Below are 15,346 nucleotides of genomic sequence, written 5' to 3' on the forward strand. Positions count from 1 at the left end.
AGAAACATCACTCATTCAAACAACACGGAAGGATAGTGAGGTGGGAAAAATGTTGATTCAAGGGCAAACGCCGCTCTTTAACGGGCTGAGAAAGCATGCCCAGAAGAATCCAATCCAATTCCATATACCAGGTCATAAGAAAGGGAAAGGGATGGATCCTGAATTTCGATGGTTCATGGGAAAAAATGCACTTTCCATCGATTTGATTAACATTGAACCATTAGATGATTTGCATCAACCAAAAGGAATTATCAAACAAGCGCAGGAATTGGCTGCTGAAGCCTTTGGCGCTGATCACACCATATTTTCTGTTCAGGGTACGAGCGGAGTCATTATGACCATGATTATGGCGGTATGTAATCCCGGCGATAAGATCATCGTGCCACGGAATGTACACAAATCTATCATGAGCGGAATTGTTTTATCCGGTGCTACTCCTGTCTTTTTACATCCAGAAATAGACCCTGTTTTCGGGATCTCACATGGAATCACACCACAAGCTGTGGAAAAAGCATTGGAACAGCATCCCGATGCAAAGGCAGTTCTAGTCATCAATCCAACCTATTTCGGAATTGCCGGTGACTTGAAGAGTATCGTTCAAATTGCGCATGCCAGAGGAGTGCCTGTACTCGTAGATGAAGCGCATGGCTCACATGTTCACTTCCACCCCAAGCTCCCACTATCGGCGATGCAAGCTGGTGCAGATATGGCAGCAAGTAGTATGCATAAATTAGGAGGCTCTCTGACGCAGAGTTCGTTGTTGAACATTCAGGGAAATCTCGTTTCGATTCAGCGTGTACAAGCTATCTATAGCATGCTCACCACGACGTCCACATCCTATTTACTGCTTGCTTCGCTCGATGTGGCGAGAAAGCGGTTGGTGACATCCGGGAAAGCGCTATTGGATCAAACGATTCAGCTGGCAAACGAAGCACGAGCACAAATCAATAAAATTAATCATTTGTACTGCATTGGGAGAGAAATTATCGGGACAAATGGAGCGTTTGCTTATGATCCGACCAAGCTGGTCATCTCGGTAAAAGACCTCGGCATTACAGGGTATGAAGCTGAAAAATGGCTCCGTGATCGCTATAACATTGAGGTAGAGCTATCTGACCTGTACAACATCGTTTGTATTATCACCCCAAGCGATACGAAAGAAGATTTGCAAATCCTTGTCTATGCCTTGGAGGAGCTGGCTGCCGGGGCCGAGGATCAAGGAAACAGAAAAAGCCGCCCGAAAATGCAGCTTCCGAAAATACCGGTGCTCGCTGTCACCCCGCGTGATGCATTTTACGCACCGACAGAGATGATTCCCGTCGAACAATCCGTGGGAAGAATTATCGCGGAGTTTGTCATGGTATATCCGCCAGGTATTCCGATCTTTATCCCGGGTGAGATCATTTCGGAAGAGAACCTCATCTATACGAAGAAAAACTTAGAGGCAGGTTTACCCGTACAAGGCTTTGAAGACCCCACGCTACAGACCATACGTGTCATCAAGGAATAACCAAACAATCAGGTATTGGAGGAGAATTCTATGAAACAATATCTCAGCTTTTCGGAAGAGGTCAGACACGCACTTGATCATCAATTACCGATTGTTGCACTAGAAACGACGATTATCTCCCATGGAATGCCTTATCCGCAAAATGTAGAAATGGCGAATGACGTAGAGCAAATTATTCGCAATCATGGTGCTGTTCCGGCAACGATTGGTTTTATGGATGGGCAAATCAAGATTGGTTTGAGTGCGAGTGAGCTGGAAGAATTCGCGACAAACAAAAATGTTGCCAAGGTTAGCCGCCGGGACATCCCGTATATTTTAGCCTCGAAAAAAATAGGAGCGGCAACCGTTTCGGGGACGATGATCGGTGCTGAGTTGGCAGGCATTCGCATGTTTGCAACAGGTGGAATTGGCGGTGTTCACCGTGAAGGGGAAGTGACGTGGGATGTGTCTGCTGATTTGACGGAGCTGGCAGAGACAAATGTGGCAGTCGTGTGTGCGGGCTGCAAATCCATTTTGGATATTGGAAGAACACTGGAGTACTTAGAAACGCTCGGAGTACCTGTTGTTGGCCATCAAACAACCGAGTTCCCGGCTTTTTACTCCCGCCAAAGTGGATTCGATGTGTCTGTAAGCATGGATACGCCAGAAGAGGCAGCTGCGATGCTAGATGCTAAATGGAAACTCGGCTTGAAGGGCGGAGCGGTGATTGCCAATCCGATCCTCGAAGCGGATGCAATCCCTTACGATGAAATCGAAGCAATTATTCTCCAAGTGATGCATGATGCGAAAAACCAAGGAATCACTGGCAAGCAAGTAACGCCATTCATGTTAGCGAATGTAAAAGAACGAACAGGCGGAAAAAGCCTGGAGGCGAACATTGCCCTAGTGAAAAATAATGCAAAGCTCGCTGCACAAATTGCCGTTGCGTTAAACCGTAGCGAATCATAGGAGGGAAGGCCGCCTTGGGGTGGCCTTTTTCTTTTGCTTACTTAAGGGTTCTCTACCGTTTTTCCCCCTTTGATCCGGAAAAGAATCAGTAAAAAAATCGGCAGCAGCAGGAGCACGTATCCATACTTGTAATAGGAGTGAATGGCTTGCAAGAGTTGTTGATGATTGGAAAACACGAGTAAAGACAGGAAAAGTGTAACCAAACAGACAGGTAAGCTCAGTTTTTTGTAAGTGGTGGAAAGAAGAAAGGCAAGACATTCACAGATGGCGTACAAAAATACCGCTACTCGGATGAAAGAGCCTGCTGTCATCGTATATAAACCATAAATGTCCCCGCGGCTTATAAATCCCAATTTTATTTGTCTGACTGTATTTTGTACCGGCCAGTCCAAATTTTCCGAGAGAGGCAGCCCAAATACAGCAATGGCACCCATTAGCATCGAGGCGCCCAAAAAGACGTTAAATAACACAAGAAAAGAGAAACCGTTAAAGTCATGACGCACTCCCACCCATTTTGTCTGAAGCAGGAGGACTAAGATCAATTCCCCCCACAAGGCCACATAGTAAAGCGAGCCCTCCAGAGCAGGTCCCCATCCATTGTCGAGGATCGGCAAAATGCGGGCATAATCTTTTTCTTGCATGAGTGTCAGTCCAACTAGCGGTCCTGTTATCATCGTCATCAAAAAAAAGATGACGGCCATTCTAGCGATGGATTCGATGTTTCTTTGCAGACTGAACCAAATGAGAAGCATGAAGCTCGTTCCGATTGCCCAGAGAGGCGTCTCCGGCAAAAAGGTTATACTGATGAACTCCTCCAGACCCCGCATCGTCGTAGCAGAAGCAAACAGAAAATAGGCGAGTAAGATCACACATAAAATGATAGCTGGTGCTCTACCGGCTTTTTCTTCTGTTCCCGTCAGTAACGAGTTGCTTTGAAGTTTACTTCGCAGAATGCTCAGCAGCAGGACGAATAGAATGCCTGAGGGGATACTGATCAGAGCAGATATCCAGCCGTCTTTGCCAGCGGTATGAATCAATGGTTCGATTAGGGCGACGTGTCCCATGATGGGGAGACTTAATGCATGGATTGAGACCCACTGAAATCTTGAAATCATGCGGACGTCCAACCATCCCACTCCTTATTTTTCGCCAAGTTGCTCTGCCAGAAGTCCATTTAAGAGGAGCTTGCTCTGAACATTCACTTTTACGTCTAGTTCTGAAAAGTGAGCGGGCCATTGTTCTTCCCAGGTTTTCCACACTTGTGGATACGCGCGATGCACATATTCATGAAAGTCAAAAATATCGGCCTTGTTTTTCTTCGCTACTGCTACAGCCTCATGGATCTCATCTCGAATGACATGATTGACTTTTGTCTGCAATGATTTATACGTCTCTGTGTCCATTGGAATGGGATGATTAAGACTTCCGATATATCCGTGTGGATGGACAGTCACCTGGATATGTAACTGATTATTTTCGAGAACGGGACGGATTTTTGTTTTGGAACCTATAATCTCAATCGATGCGTATTGTCCCTGCTTCTTGAGTGGAACGATGACAATCGTGCTTTTTATTTTCCCCGTTGTCCACAGTAATCCGCGCGCCTGTGTCTCATTGATCGAAGCAATCGCTTTTCCGCCTTTGATAATGACAGCTCCAGCTTCGCGGCTTTCTTTCTTCGATTGGATAGGATGACTGATCGGCAGATAGCCTATTTTCTCTTTACTCGCCATCATGCGCATAAGGTCCAGCGAACGTACGGGTGGATATTTGCCAATGGCTCGACTGGCTAGCATTTTTTCGTTGATTTGCAGAGGCTGGATGTCGTTCGTATTTCCTTTTGTGTGCAGGAGAGCTTCCGCTTTCCCTTCGACATAAATGACCCAGTGACGCCCGGATAATTCCTGATCGCGAAAAAATAAATCAAGGGGACCGATGATATCCTTTTTGGCTGCGTCCGTGCCAATCGCTACGTATTGCATTTGATGATAGCTAAGCTTGTACCCCGAGTACTCGATCATATTTCGGGCCGCGTCAAACATGGTATAGCCTGTCGATTGGATAATCGCGCTTTTTTCCGCCGTGCCTCCATCCGTTTTTCCACTGCTTGGCTTCATGACGTTCACAGTAAGGACATAACGGCCTTCCTCGTTCAAGTCGATTCCAACTGCCGTGACAAATCTTGTCTGAGTGAGCTCGATGTTATTCCAGCAACCCCCTAAAATGACAGTCAGCAAGCCTATCACAGCGGTTAGCGTCTTCATGATCAATCATTCTCCCTTTTTCTTCTTCAGTGGGAAAGGGGTAGCACCAGAGCTTTGTTTGATAAACCAAAGTGGAAGGCGAATAAAGAAGTCCTTCCAATCTTGCAGTTTCAAAGGAGCTAAAGGAGCAAGATAAGGCATCCCAAACGAGCGGAGATCGCACAAATAGATAGCAACCAGATAAAAGACGAGAAAATTGCCGTACAATCCAAGCACCGAGGCGGCAAATATCGAGACAAATCGCAGAATGACTACCACATCAGAAATGGCTGGGAAAATAAACGAAGTGATGGCCGACGCGGCAATGATAATAACGGTCGGCGCTCCAACTAATCCCGCACTAACGGCGGCCTCACCAATGACTAAAGCTCCTACGATGCTGACAGCTTGTCCGATGGGGCGAGGCATGCGGACCCCAGCCTCACGCAGCCATTCATACACGATCGCCATAAGAAGCAGCTCAATTGGCAAAGGGAACGGAACCCCTTCTCTGGCATTGATAAAACTGAACAACAACGTGGGGGGGACTAAGTCCTTGTGGAAATTTTCGAAAGATATATAGAGAGATGGGAGAAATGCTGAGACAAAAAATGCTGCATAGCGAAGCAAGCGCAAAAAGCTAGCATAAAAAGGGCGGGAATAGTAATCCTCCGGGTTTTGAAAAAACTCTTGAAACGTGGCTGGTACCATCAGGGCAACCGGACTGCCGTCTACCAAAATGGCGACACGCCCCTCTAAAATCTTGGCTACCAGGATGTCCGGTTTCTCACTGTTGAAGATGGTTGGGAAAATGGAAAAAGGCTCGTCTTCGATCCATTGCTCAATATAGCCGGAGTCCAAGATGGCATCCATTTTTATGGCGGATATACGCTTTTTCACCTCGTCGACCAATTCTTCCTTCACAATTCCTCGGACATAGGCGAGACATACCCTTGTATTCGATTGTGTACCGATCCAGTAGGTTTCAATTTGGAGATTGGGATTGTGATATCTTTTGCGAATGAGTGAGAGATTTGTGTCAATCGTTTCAATAAAGCCTTCGCGTGGCCCACGAATGACTGCTTCTTTGGCAGGCTCTTCCACGCTTCTTTGTCCAAGTGATTTGGCTCCGATAATAATGCATTGTGCTTGGTTATGAATAAAAAGCACGATATATCCGCGGGCAAGCTGCTCGAGTACTTTTTCAAGGGTGTTTTCCTTCCACGCCAGCGAGACATGCAGAACAGCATTCATCATATGATCAATCATGTCCTCGTGGAGATCGCCAATGGTATTCATCAGCGGTCTAATGACATCCCGATCCATGACGTCTTGATTCGACATGCCTTTTAAGAACAGCAAAGATGCTTGGTGTGACTGATTTGTCCCAAGCCAAATGGTTCGGACGGCTAGATCACTCGTGAACCCAAAATGACTCCGAACGGTGGTCACATTTGCTTGAAGATCCTCCTGTAAGGGAGTTTCTTGTGGTTCCTGATTTTGTTTGATTTGATGGATGGATAGCTTTCTCCGAAACTTTTTGATCACGTAGCTTCACCTAATCAGTAATGAGATGGAAGTGATCTTAGGGTACCCATCGATTTCCAATTCCATTCGACTAGATAAGGACCTTCTTGCGTGAGGAGGGTTTTTTATGTCCAAAAAGTGTCCAAAATGCAGCGGATTCTTGAACATGGCTGGTTGATCCACTTTGTCATTGGCTGGTGACACTCTATTGGTCGGGCTTTAGAGTAAGACTTGTTTCAATAGTACCCTGTGCATGGTGATAGGAGATGAGGACAAGGACATGAAGACGTCCAAGACAGTACGCTGTATGTCATTTTTGTTCATGTTCATCCTGCTGTTCTTGACGACCGGTTGCGCTGATAACTATATCGTGCTCGATCCGAAAGGACCCATTGGTGAACAGCAAAAGGACTTAATGATTTTATCCACGCTTTTAACGTTAATTGTGATTGTTCCTGTACTAATTCTTACTTTTGTCATTGTATGGCGATACCGTGACAGAAAAGGAAGAAAGGCGAAGTACACGCCTAATTGGGAACACAGTACGAAACTGGAAATCATTTGGTGGGGCATTCCCATCATCATTATTACGTTAATTGGGATCGTGACAGTTCGGTATACGTATTCGTTGGAGCCATCCAAGCCGTTGGAATCCGAGAAGAAACCGATCACGATTCAAGTGACGAATTTGGATTGGAAGTGGCTATTCCAATATCCTGAACAAGGCATTGCCACTGTGAACTATGTGCAGTTCCCAGAGGATGTGCCAGTCCGATTCGAAGTGACATCTGACGCTCCGATGAATTCATTCTGGATTCCACAGCTTGGTGGTCAGATTTATGCTATGTCCGGCATGTCTATGACTCTCTACCTGCAAGCAGATGAGCAGGGTGAGTACATGGGATCTGGTGCGAACTTTACCGGAAAAGAATTTGCGAAGATGTTCTTTACAGCGAATGCGACTTCCCAAGAAGACTTTGATCAATGGGTGAATCAGGTGAAAAATACTTCCCCTGAGCTGACGCTGGATGGTTACAAAGAGCTGACCAAACAAGGAACATCGGATGCGCGCTATTTCTCTGCTTTCCCTGAAGGATTGTACGAGATGACTGTGACCAAGTATGCTGCTTCACACAATCACGGCTTATCTACGAGAGTGCAACCGCCAGCGCGGGTGAAAGAATAGTCGGTTGAAATTGAAAGAGGGAGGAGAGAGACAACGATGTGGGAGAGTGTGAAAGAATTCGCCTCTGAATTTTTCGTAACAGGCGATCCACTTATTTACGGTGCGGACGTCAGCATTGTGCTCAGTATGATCGCAATCGTATCGGTGCTGACTTACTTTAAAAAATGGGGATGGCTCTGGCGCGAATGGCTGACAACTGTCGATCACAAGAAGATCGGTATCATGTACATTCTCGCTTCCGTTCTCATGCTGTTTCGAGGAGGGGTAGATGCTCTCCTGATGCGGGCTCAGCTTGCCATGCCTGAGATGCAGTTTTTGAGTGGGGATCACTACAATCAGATTTTTACGACGCATGGCGTCATTATGATTCTGTTTATGGCGATGCCGCTTATGTTTGGTTTGTTCAATGTTATCGTGCCGCTGCAACTCGGTGCACGTGACGTAGCCTTTCCGTTTCTGAATGCGCTCAGCTTCTGGCTGTTTTTCTCAGGGGCGATGCTGTTTAACTTGTCCTTCGTCATTGGGGGCTCCCCGGATGCAGGATGGCTGGCTTACCCACCGTATTCGGAGCTAGCCTTTAACCCGGGACCAGGTCAGGATTTCTACATTTGGGGGATTCAGATCTCAGGTATTGGTAGTTTGATGACCGGGATTAACTTTATCGTCACGATCTTGAAAGTGCGTGCTCCTGGTATGACTTTGATGAAGATGCCGATGTTTTCCTGGTCAGTTTTGTCGAGTTGTATCGCGATCGTTTTCGCATTCCCAATCTTGACTGTTACATTGGCACTGCTGTTTATTGACCGTTATTTGGGTGGGCACTTCTTCACCTTGGATGGCGGCGGTAATCCGATGATGTACATCAACTTGATTTGGATGTGGGGTCACCCGGAAGTTTACATTATCGTTTTGCCAGCGTTCGGGATTTTCTCCGAGATCGTTGCGACGTTCTCACGGAAAAAGCTGTTTGGTTACAAATCCATGGTGTTCGCCATGATCATCATTAGCGTTCTCTCGTTCCTTGTATGGGCGCACCATTTCTTCACAATGGGCTCCGGTGCGGACGTCAATGCCTTCTTCGCCGTCACGACGATGTTAATTGCGATTCCGACGGGTGTGAAAGTGTTTAACTGGCTGTTTACGATGTTCCGAGGAAAAATTACGTTTGAAACGCCGATGCTGTGGACGGTCGGGATTATCCCGAACTTCGTCATCGGTGGGATGACGGGTGTACTTCTGTCCGTGGCACCTGCTGACTTCCAGTATCACAACAGCTACTTCCTCGTTGCACACTTCCACCAAGTGATCATTGCGGGTGTCGTATTTGGATTCTTCGCAGGCTTGTATTACTGGTGGCCGAAGATTTTTGGCTTCAAGCTGAATGAGCGTATTGGCCGTTGGGCTTTCTGGCTGTGGAACATCGGGTTCTACCTGTGCTTCATGCCGCAATACGCATTGGGCTTGATGGGAATGACACGTCGTCTTTACACGTACGGCTGGGACAAAGGCTGGTTCGAAATGAACCTGGTATCGACGATTGGTGCCGTAATCATGGGTGCTGCATTCCTTGTCCAAATTTGGGACATTGCACACAGCATCAAACATATGAAGAGAGATACAACAGGAGACCCATGGAATGCTCGTACGTTGGAGTGGTCGATTCCTTCTCCAGCTCCGTTCTATAACTTTGCCGTAATGCCGCAGGTAACGTCTCAAGATGATTGGCATGAAAGAAAGCTACGTATCGAGCAAGGCTTGGAAAAGCCAGCGAAAGTAGAGCTAGAACCGATTCATATGCCGAAAAACTCCGGTATTCCGATTGTAATGTCCATGTTCTGGTTCTTTGTCGGATTCGGTTTGATTTTTGACTGGCTATGGATGGCTGTACCAGGATTTATCGGTGTGATTGGTTGTATGGTTGTTCACTCGTTTAACTACGACACGGACTATTACGTCACGGTGGAAGAGATTAAACGTACAGAGGCGGAAGCAGGAAGGGTGATTACGTAATGGCTAATGTGAATGCTGGACACCATGATCATCATCCAGACCAAGAGGAATTGCGCACGTTTGCCTTTTGGATTTACCTCATGACGGATGTTATCTTATTCGCTACCTTGTTTGCGACTTATATCGTACTGCAAGGGAGCACGGATGGTGGTCCAGGTCCAAAAGATCTGTTTCAGATGAATGGTATTTACGCGAGTACGTTTATTTTGCTGACCAGTAGCTTTACGAGTGGTCTTGCGATTCTCGCTATGAATAAGGGTAATCGTCTTGCATTGATGAACTGGCTCGGTGTGACTGTGTTTCTGGGAGCATCCTTCTTGTTCCTGGAAATCAACGAGTTCATGCACCTCGTAAGTGAAGGGGCAACGATTAGCACGAGTGCTTTCTGGACCGCCTTTTACACATTGGTAGGAACGCATGGCTTACACGTGGCTCTCGGATTAGGATGGATGATCATCTTGATTATGCAAATCGCGAAGCGCGGTATTACCCCAGTGACCAAGCGAAAAGTAAACATCATCAGCTTGTTCTGGCATTTCCTTGATGTTGTTTGGATTTTCGTCTTCACCATCGTGTATGTGATGGGGGTGAATTAATTGAGCAAGCAATCTGTGCATGGCACGACAGAACAACATGGCGGTCATGGTTCCCTGAAATCGTATGTGATCGGTTTCGTCTTGTCGCTTGTACTCACAATCATTCCCATCTTGGCCCTAGAGAACGGATGGTTGGATAGTGATAAGAGACTCATCATCTATTTAGTAGCGGCTCTGTTCCAGTTTATTGTCCAGTTATTCTTCTTCATGCATTTGAAAGAAGAGGATAAACCACGCTACAACTTGATGTCGCTTTTACTCGGGTTGTTTATCGTATTCCTCATCGTGATCGGTTCCATCTGGATCATGATGTACAACATGGTCGCACTATAATGACGTAAATTCAATCGGGGGTAGGAGATGCTAGCAGATTGGATACAGCTCACTAAGCCCCGCATTCTTCAACTAAATCTGGTAGCAGCATTCGGTGGGTATTGGGTAGCGAGTAAGTGGGAGCCGGATTGGATGCTCTTGTTATGGCTGATGATCGGGACCACACTCACAATGGCTTCGTCCTGCGTGTTAAATAACATTTGGGACTGGCAGCTTGACCAAAAAATGACCCGTACGAAAGACCGGCCACTTGCTACTGGACGACTGAAACCTGGGGGCGTACTGCTGTACGCCCTGGTTCTCGGTCTTGCGGGAGAACTGGTGCTATTTTATAAAGTCAATGCGTTAGTAGGTTGGCTCGGATTGTTCGGGATGTTCGTATACGTAGTCGTTTACACCATGTGGCTCAAAAGAACGTCCACTTGGAGCACCTCCATTGGTGGAGTGTCCGGGGCAATGCCGCCTGTGATGGGGTATTGTGCCTATACGAATGAGATTGACGCAGGAGCGTGGCTTTTGTTCGCGTTGCTCTTCTTGTGGCAGCCTGCTCATTTCTGGTCGCTTGCCATTAGACGTGTAGACGAGTATACAGCGGCTGGATTTCCTCTTCTCCCAGTAATGAAGGGGATCAAGCGGACCAAGCTGCAAATGATTCCGTACGTAGTGTTGCTATTGCCAACGGTAACGATTATGTATGTGTTGGGGTACGTAGGGATTATCTTTTTCGCTGTTTCCTTCCTATTCGGAATGGTATGGATGGGGCATACGATTATTGGGATTGTGTCGGAGAATACGGAAAAATGGGCGAAGACGAATTTTTTCATCTCGATTAATTATTTGATGATTGTGTTTGTGTGCATGGTAGTGGATACGACAGGCCGTCCCTTTTTGTAAGGGATAGTCATTCCCGTAGGAAGGGTAGGGAATTCCATGAAAGCTATCAAGTATCTAATGATCGGTTCTCTGTTCTTGCTCGTAACTGCATGCGGAAGTGGTGCAACAGAAGAGCAAACAGAAGTTGCAGATGCAGATAAAAGTGCGATGAAGCTATACAAAAATAATTGCATGAGCTGCCACGGTAACGATTTATCTGGTAGGGTGGGTCCAGGCTTGCAGCAAGTTGGCTCGAAAATGACGGAGGAAAAACTCGTTGAAATAATTACGGTCGGAGCAAATGGCATGCCTGGTTATGAAAATGTACTCAGCGCAGAAGAAATCGGCCAGTTAGCGAAGTGGCTCTCTGAGAAAAAAGAATAGGAGAGGGGCGGTACAATGAAAAAAACAGCTTGGTTGATCATGCTCAGTATCCTGATGGTTTTGGTAACTGCGTGTGGTCCAGCAAGATTTGATTACAACTATCCGGTTCATGAATTTGCTTATACGGACCAGGAAGGGAAGCCTTTTTCATCGAAAGACCTAGAAAATAAGGTATGGGTTGCAAACTTTGTCTTTACGTATTGTGGAACCGTTTGTCCTACGATGACAGCAAACATGGCTGAATTGCAGAAAAAAGCAAAAGAAGCGGGCGTTGATGTGGAGTTTGTTTCCTTCTCGGTTGATCCAGGAAGAGATACGCCAGAGGCATTGAAGTCATATCTGGGTAAATTCAATGCTGACTTCTCCAATTGGCATGCATTGACTGGCTATGGATTTGATGAGATCAAAACGTTTATTCTCAAGTCATTCAAGACTCCGATAGAAAAGGACCCTAATTCCGATCAAATCATCCACGACACGTTTTTATACTTGGTTGATCAAAAGGGAACAGTGGTTAACCGTTATGAAGGAATGACGGACGTGCCTTACAATCAAATTATCGAGGATATGAAAGCGTTGCAGGAGTAGGGGAGCCAGTCGGGTACGCCGAATAATAGGTAAGAAAGACAGATTCTCTATTTGGGAGGGGATGTAACATGTCAATTCAGCAACATAACGTACGAGTAGCAGTTGTTCAAGCTGCTTCGGTCATAATGGATCGTGATGGAAGTACGGAAAAGGCGGTTTCACTGACATTGGAAGCAGGCGAAAAAGGAGCGAAAATCGTTGTTTTTCCCGAAGCTTTTATCCCTGCGTATCCGAGAGGACTTACATTTGGAGCAAAAGTTGGCAGTCGTTCCCCTGAGGGGCGTAAAGACTGGTTTCGTTATTGGGACAATTCGATTGTCGTCCCGAGTGAAGAGACAGACAAGCTCGGGGAGGCAGCGCGCAAGGCTGGTGTGTATCTCGTCATTGGTGTGATCGAGAGAGACAATGAAAATAGCGGTGGCACCTTATATTGTTCCGTCTTATTTTTCGGACCAGATGGTGAGTTGCTTGGCGTGCATCGCAAGCTGAAGCCGACTGCATCCGAACGATTGATTTGGGGCGAAGGGGACGGAAGTACTTTGCCGGTATTCGATACTCCTTACGGTAAGATCGGGGCCCTGATTTGTTGGGAGAATTATATGCCGTTAGCGCGAGCAGCAATGTATGCAAAAGGCGTTCAAATCTACATCGCGCCAACAGCTGATGCGAGAGATGCATGGCAAGCTACCATCCGCCATATCGCATTGGAAGGCAGATGCTTCGTCTTATCGAGCAATCAGTACGTAACAAAAGATATGTATCCAACTGATTTGGCTTGCTACGACGATCTGGCTTCTTCTCCAGACGAGATGAGCAGAGGTGGAAGTGCGATTGTGGGGCCATTGGGTGACTATATCGTCGAGCCTGTTTTTGGTCGGGAGGAGATTCTCTACGCTGATCTGGACATTCGTGATATCGCTTATAGCCAATTCGATTTTGATGTTGTTGGACATTACTCGCGACCGGATGTTTTTACGTTGTTGGTGAATGAAGAGAAAAAAGAGAATGTGAAGTGGATGAAGTAGAGCTTATATAGTATAAAAAGACCTCCATTTGCTTGATAAAAGCGGTGGAGGTCCTTTTTGTAGCTGCTGTGGTGGGGGAAGAAGCGCATTTCCAGTCTACGCTTCGGCCTACGCCCCGCAAGGGGTTAAAACTGTCCGCTTCGGAACAAATGGCGGGAGCGCTTCAAACGTAGTAGTTACAATGAAGTATTCCATAAGTGAAGCTGAAATTCCCCGCCATTTGTTCTGAAGCTGGGATGGGCTCCAGAGGCGCTTGGACTGGAAATGCGCTTCTTCCTACGTAGCTTTAGAAAATACTCATAGGTGAATCCAAGTAGTAAAAAAAGTGATCAAAGCTTCTTGTTCTGACCTGCAAAAACGCTCTAAAAGCTTGAAATAAACAAATACTGTACGAAAGTCCTGTCACATGTTTGGAAGGAGACCGCCCGAACGTAGAGAGGATACAGGCGACTGGAAAACATGTGGCAGGGCTTCCCCCGACCGAAATTGTTAGCGGACCACCATCTTTATGACAAAACAGCCTTCAACGCAGCCGCAAATTTAGAGACGCCAAGCGTAATTTCCTCTTCTTTTGGTCGCGCAAAGGTAAAGCGAATGTAGCCGGAGTCTGAACCATACACACTGCCAGGCACAAAAACGACGCCTCTGCGAACGGCTTCTTCAAATAATTGGTTGTCGTTCACATCTGGGTTAATTTTACACCACAAGTGTAATCCGCCTTGGGGAATGGTGAACGAAAGCTCATTGGGCAACTCTTTTTGCAGTGCCTCCACAAGCAAATCTCTTCTGTACTGTAAATGCATACGTAACCGCTCTAAATGTGGTAGGAAGTTATCGGAATGCAAAAACTGGGCTGCGATTTTTTGTGGTACCACGCTCAGGCCAAAATCCATCTGCTGGCGGGCATCTGCCAAACGCTCGACAACGGAATGAGGCGCCACCATCCAACCGACTCGTAAACCGGATGCAGCAATTTTGGAAAAGGAACCAATGTAGACTACGGAGCCAAGCTGATCCAATGATTTGAGTGGCAGTGGAGGCTTGCCGTCATAGGAAGTCAGACTGAAAGGATCGTCCTCTACAATCGGCAGACCGAGTTCGCTTGCTACATCCAACAGCTGCGTGCGCCGAGTGGGATCCAGACAAATTCCTGTAGGGTTTTGAAAAGTGGGATTGATAAAGATCATCTTGATCCGATGTTTTTTATACAAGGCTCGAATATCTTCTGGATCAATTCCGTTATGGCTGACGGGAAGGCGGAACAGGCGAAGTCCAGCAGATTGAAACATAGGCAACGAGTAAGAATAAGAGGGATCTTCGATGGCAACTGCATCGCCGGGTGCAAGCAGACATTGGGTGATCAAATACAGAGATTGTTGAGAACCCGACGTGATCAGAATAGAAGAGTCTGTTGTCTGCACATTCCGGTATCGTGACAAATACGAGACCAGCTCTTCACGCAATGGCGTAAAGCCTTGAGGATTGTCGTATCCCAAATATTCGGTGAAGGGGTTTTCCTTCATCAGTGTACTGATTTCCTTACCTGGAGAGAGTTGAGAAGACAACTCCCCACTCGCAAAGTCGATTAGACTGCTGTCTTTTTGCAAGGCTTCTCTAATCCGCCGCAGATAAGACAAATTCGGGAGGAATTGACCACCTTCTACATATCGATGCCAGTTGGGTGTATGCTTCGGAGTTGCCTCCCATTTATTTTTACTTACACGAGTACCGCTTCCTGTTCTGCTCTCGATGATGCCTAATGCCCGAAGTTCCTCGTACGCTAAAATAACAGTGCTTCGGTTTACTCCTAGTTGCTCAGCCAGTTTTCTCTCAGAAGGGAGCAGGCTCCCAGGGGGGAACTCTCCATATGAAATTCTGCGTTCAATCTCATCGGCTATTTGGTGGTATAGAGTTTGACTGCTCGACCGATCAGGCTTCCAAATGATAATCACAACCTTGCACATATTCATTGTTTGTTATATGGGGGAATCCATTTCATCATAACATTGTTAAGAAAAATACATGTGACAAAACCGTTCCAAACTGTTGAACATGGATGGGTAAAAAAATCATGAATTGGATGGTTCCATTTCCGAATGAGTATGATTAGGTTTCCATCTAGT

General features: G+C 46.4%; 14 protein-coding genes. 10 read left to right on the forward strand and 4 right to left on the reverse strand.

All coding sequences use genetic code 11. The features are described from left to right. The first annotated feature begins 52 nt into the window (after positions 1 to 52). Together HP399_RS04315 and HP399_RS04320 are read left to right on the forward strand one after the other, a co-directional pair. Positions 53 to 1,510 carry an aminotransferase class I/II-fold pyridoxal phosphate-dependent enzyme gene (locus tag HP399_RS04315; RefSeq protein WP_173617010.1) on the forward strand — a complete coding sequence of 486 codons (1,458 nt, stop codon included), beginning with the start codon at positions 53 to 55 and terminating at the stop codon, positions 1,508 to 1,510. Positions 1,511 to 1,540: 30 nt separating this feature from the next. Beyond that, the gene (locus tag HP399_RS04320; protein WP_173616890.1) at positions 1,541 to 2,458 is read left to right on the forward strand and encodes a pseudouridine-5'-phosphate glycosidase; all 918 of its coding nucleotides are present in this window, start codon (positions 1,541 to 1,543) and stop codon (positions 2,456 to 2,458) included. A gap of 41 nt (positions 2,459 to 2,499) precedes the next feature. On the opposite strand, the gene HP399_RS04325 is transcribed toward HP399_RS04320, so the two are convergent. From HP399_RS04325 to HP399_RS04335, 3 genes are read right to left on the reverse strand one after another with little or no spacing between them, the layout of a single operon-like run. Beyond that, a complete protein-coding gene (locus HP399_RS04325; RefSeq protein ID WP_173616889.1) occupies positions 2,500 to 3,585 on the reverse strand; it encodes a GerAB/ArcD/ProY family transporter in 1,086 nt (361 codons plus the stop codon). A gap of 12 nt (positions 3,586 to 3,597) precedes the next feature. Further along, entirely contained in the window at positions 3,598 to 4,722 is a 1,125-nt protein-coding gene (locus HP399_RS04330) for a Ger(x)C family spore germination protein (protein ID WP_173616888.1), read from the reverse strand. Positions 4,723 to 4,728: 6 nt separating this feature from the next. Then, a complete protein-coding gene (locus HP399_RS04335; RefSeq protein WP_173616887.1) occupies positions 4,729 to 6,249 on the reverse strand; it encodes a spore germination protein in 1,521 nt (506 codons plus the stop codon). Positions 6,250 to 6,508: 259 nt separating this feature from the next. Between HP399_RS04335 and cyoA the strand changes: the two genes are divergently transcribed. The 8 genes from cyoA to HP399_RS04375 all read left to right on the forward strand — a co-directional run bounded on the left by cyoA (position 6,509) and on the right by HP399_RS04375 (position 13,223). Next, positions 6,509 to 7,414 carry a ubiquinol oxidase subunit II gene (cyoA, locus tag HP399_RS04340; RefSeq protein ID WP_173616886.1) on the forward strand — a complete coding sequence of 302 codons (906 nt, stop codon included), beginning with the start codon at positions 6,509 to 6,511 and terminating at the stop codon, positions 7,412 to 7,414. Positions 7,415 to 7,450: 36 nt separating this feature from the next. Beyond that, positions 7,451 to 9,424, forward strand: a complete 1,974-nt coding sequence (locus HP399_RS04345) for a cbb3-type cytochrome c oxidase subunit I (protein ID WP_173616885.1) — start codon at positions 7,451 to 7,453, stop codon at positions 9,422 to 9,424. Then, a complete protein-coding gene (cyoC, locus tag HP399_RS04350; RefSeq protein WP_173616884.1) occupies positions 9,424 to 10,020 on the forward strand; it encodes a cytochrome o ubiquinol oxidase subunit III in 597 nt (198 codons plus the stop codon). The genes HP399_RS04345 and cyoC overlap by 1 nt, the downstream gene beginning before the upstream one ends. Further along, on the forward strand, positions 10,021 to 10,353 hold the full coding sequence (gene cyoD, locus HP399_RS04355; protein WP_007723955.1) for a cytochrome o ubiquinol oxidase subunit IV: 333 nt from the start codon (positions 10,021 to 10,023) through the stop codon (positions 10,351 to 10,353). Positions 10,354 to 10,380: 27 nt separating this feature from the next. Next, positions 10,381 to 11,247 (forward strand): heme o synthase, encoded by an 867-nt coding sequence (gene cyoE / locus HP399_RS04360; protein WP_173616883.1) that lies wholly within the window; start codon positions 10,381 to 10,383, stop codon positions 11,245 to 11,247. 36 nt (positions 11,248 to 11,283) lie between these two features. Continuing rightward, on the forward strand, positions 11,284 to 11,610 hold the full coding sequence (locus tag HP399_RS04365; protein WP_173616882.1) for a c-type cytochrome: 327 nt from the start codon (positions 11,284 to 11,286) through the stop codon (positions 11,608 to 11,610). Positions 11,611 to 11,625: 15 nt separating this feature from the next. Beyond that, positions 11,626 to 12,198 carry an SCO family protein gene (locus tag HP399_RS04370; RefSeq protein WP_173616881.1) on the forward strand — a complete coding sequence of 191 codons (573 nt, stop codon included), beginning with the start codon at positions 11,626 to 11,628 and terminating at the stop codon, positions 12,196 to 12,198. Positions 12,199 to 12,266: 68 nt separating this feature from the next. Further along, positions 12,267 to 13,223: a carbon-nitrogen hydrolase family protein gene (locus HP399_RS04375; protein WP_173616880.1), complete on the forward strand. Its 957-nt coding sequence runs from the start codon at positions 12,267 to 12,269 to the stop codon at positions 13,221 to 13,223. Positions 13,224 to 13,729: 506 nt separating this feature from the next. Here the strand turns inward: HP399_RS04375 and HP399_RS04380 are convergent. Continuing rightward, positions 13,730 to 15,193 (reverse strand): MocR-like pyridoxine biosynthesis transcription factor PdxR, encoded by a 1,464-nt coding sequence (locus HP399_RS04380; RefSeq protein WP_173616879.1) that lies wholly within the window; start codon positions 15,191 to 15,193, stop codon positions 13,730 to 13,732. Positions 15,194 to 15,346: the final 153 nt, after the last annotated feature.

It is taken from the genome of Brevibacillus sp. DP1.3A (assembly GCF_013284245.2).
Lineage (GTDB): Bacteria > Bacillota > Bacilli > Brevibacillales > Brevibacillaceae > Brevibacillus.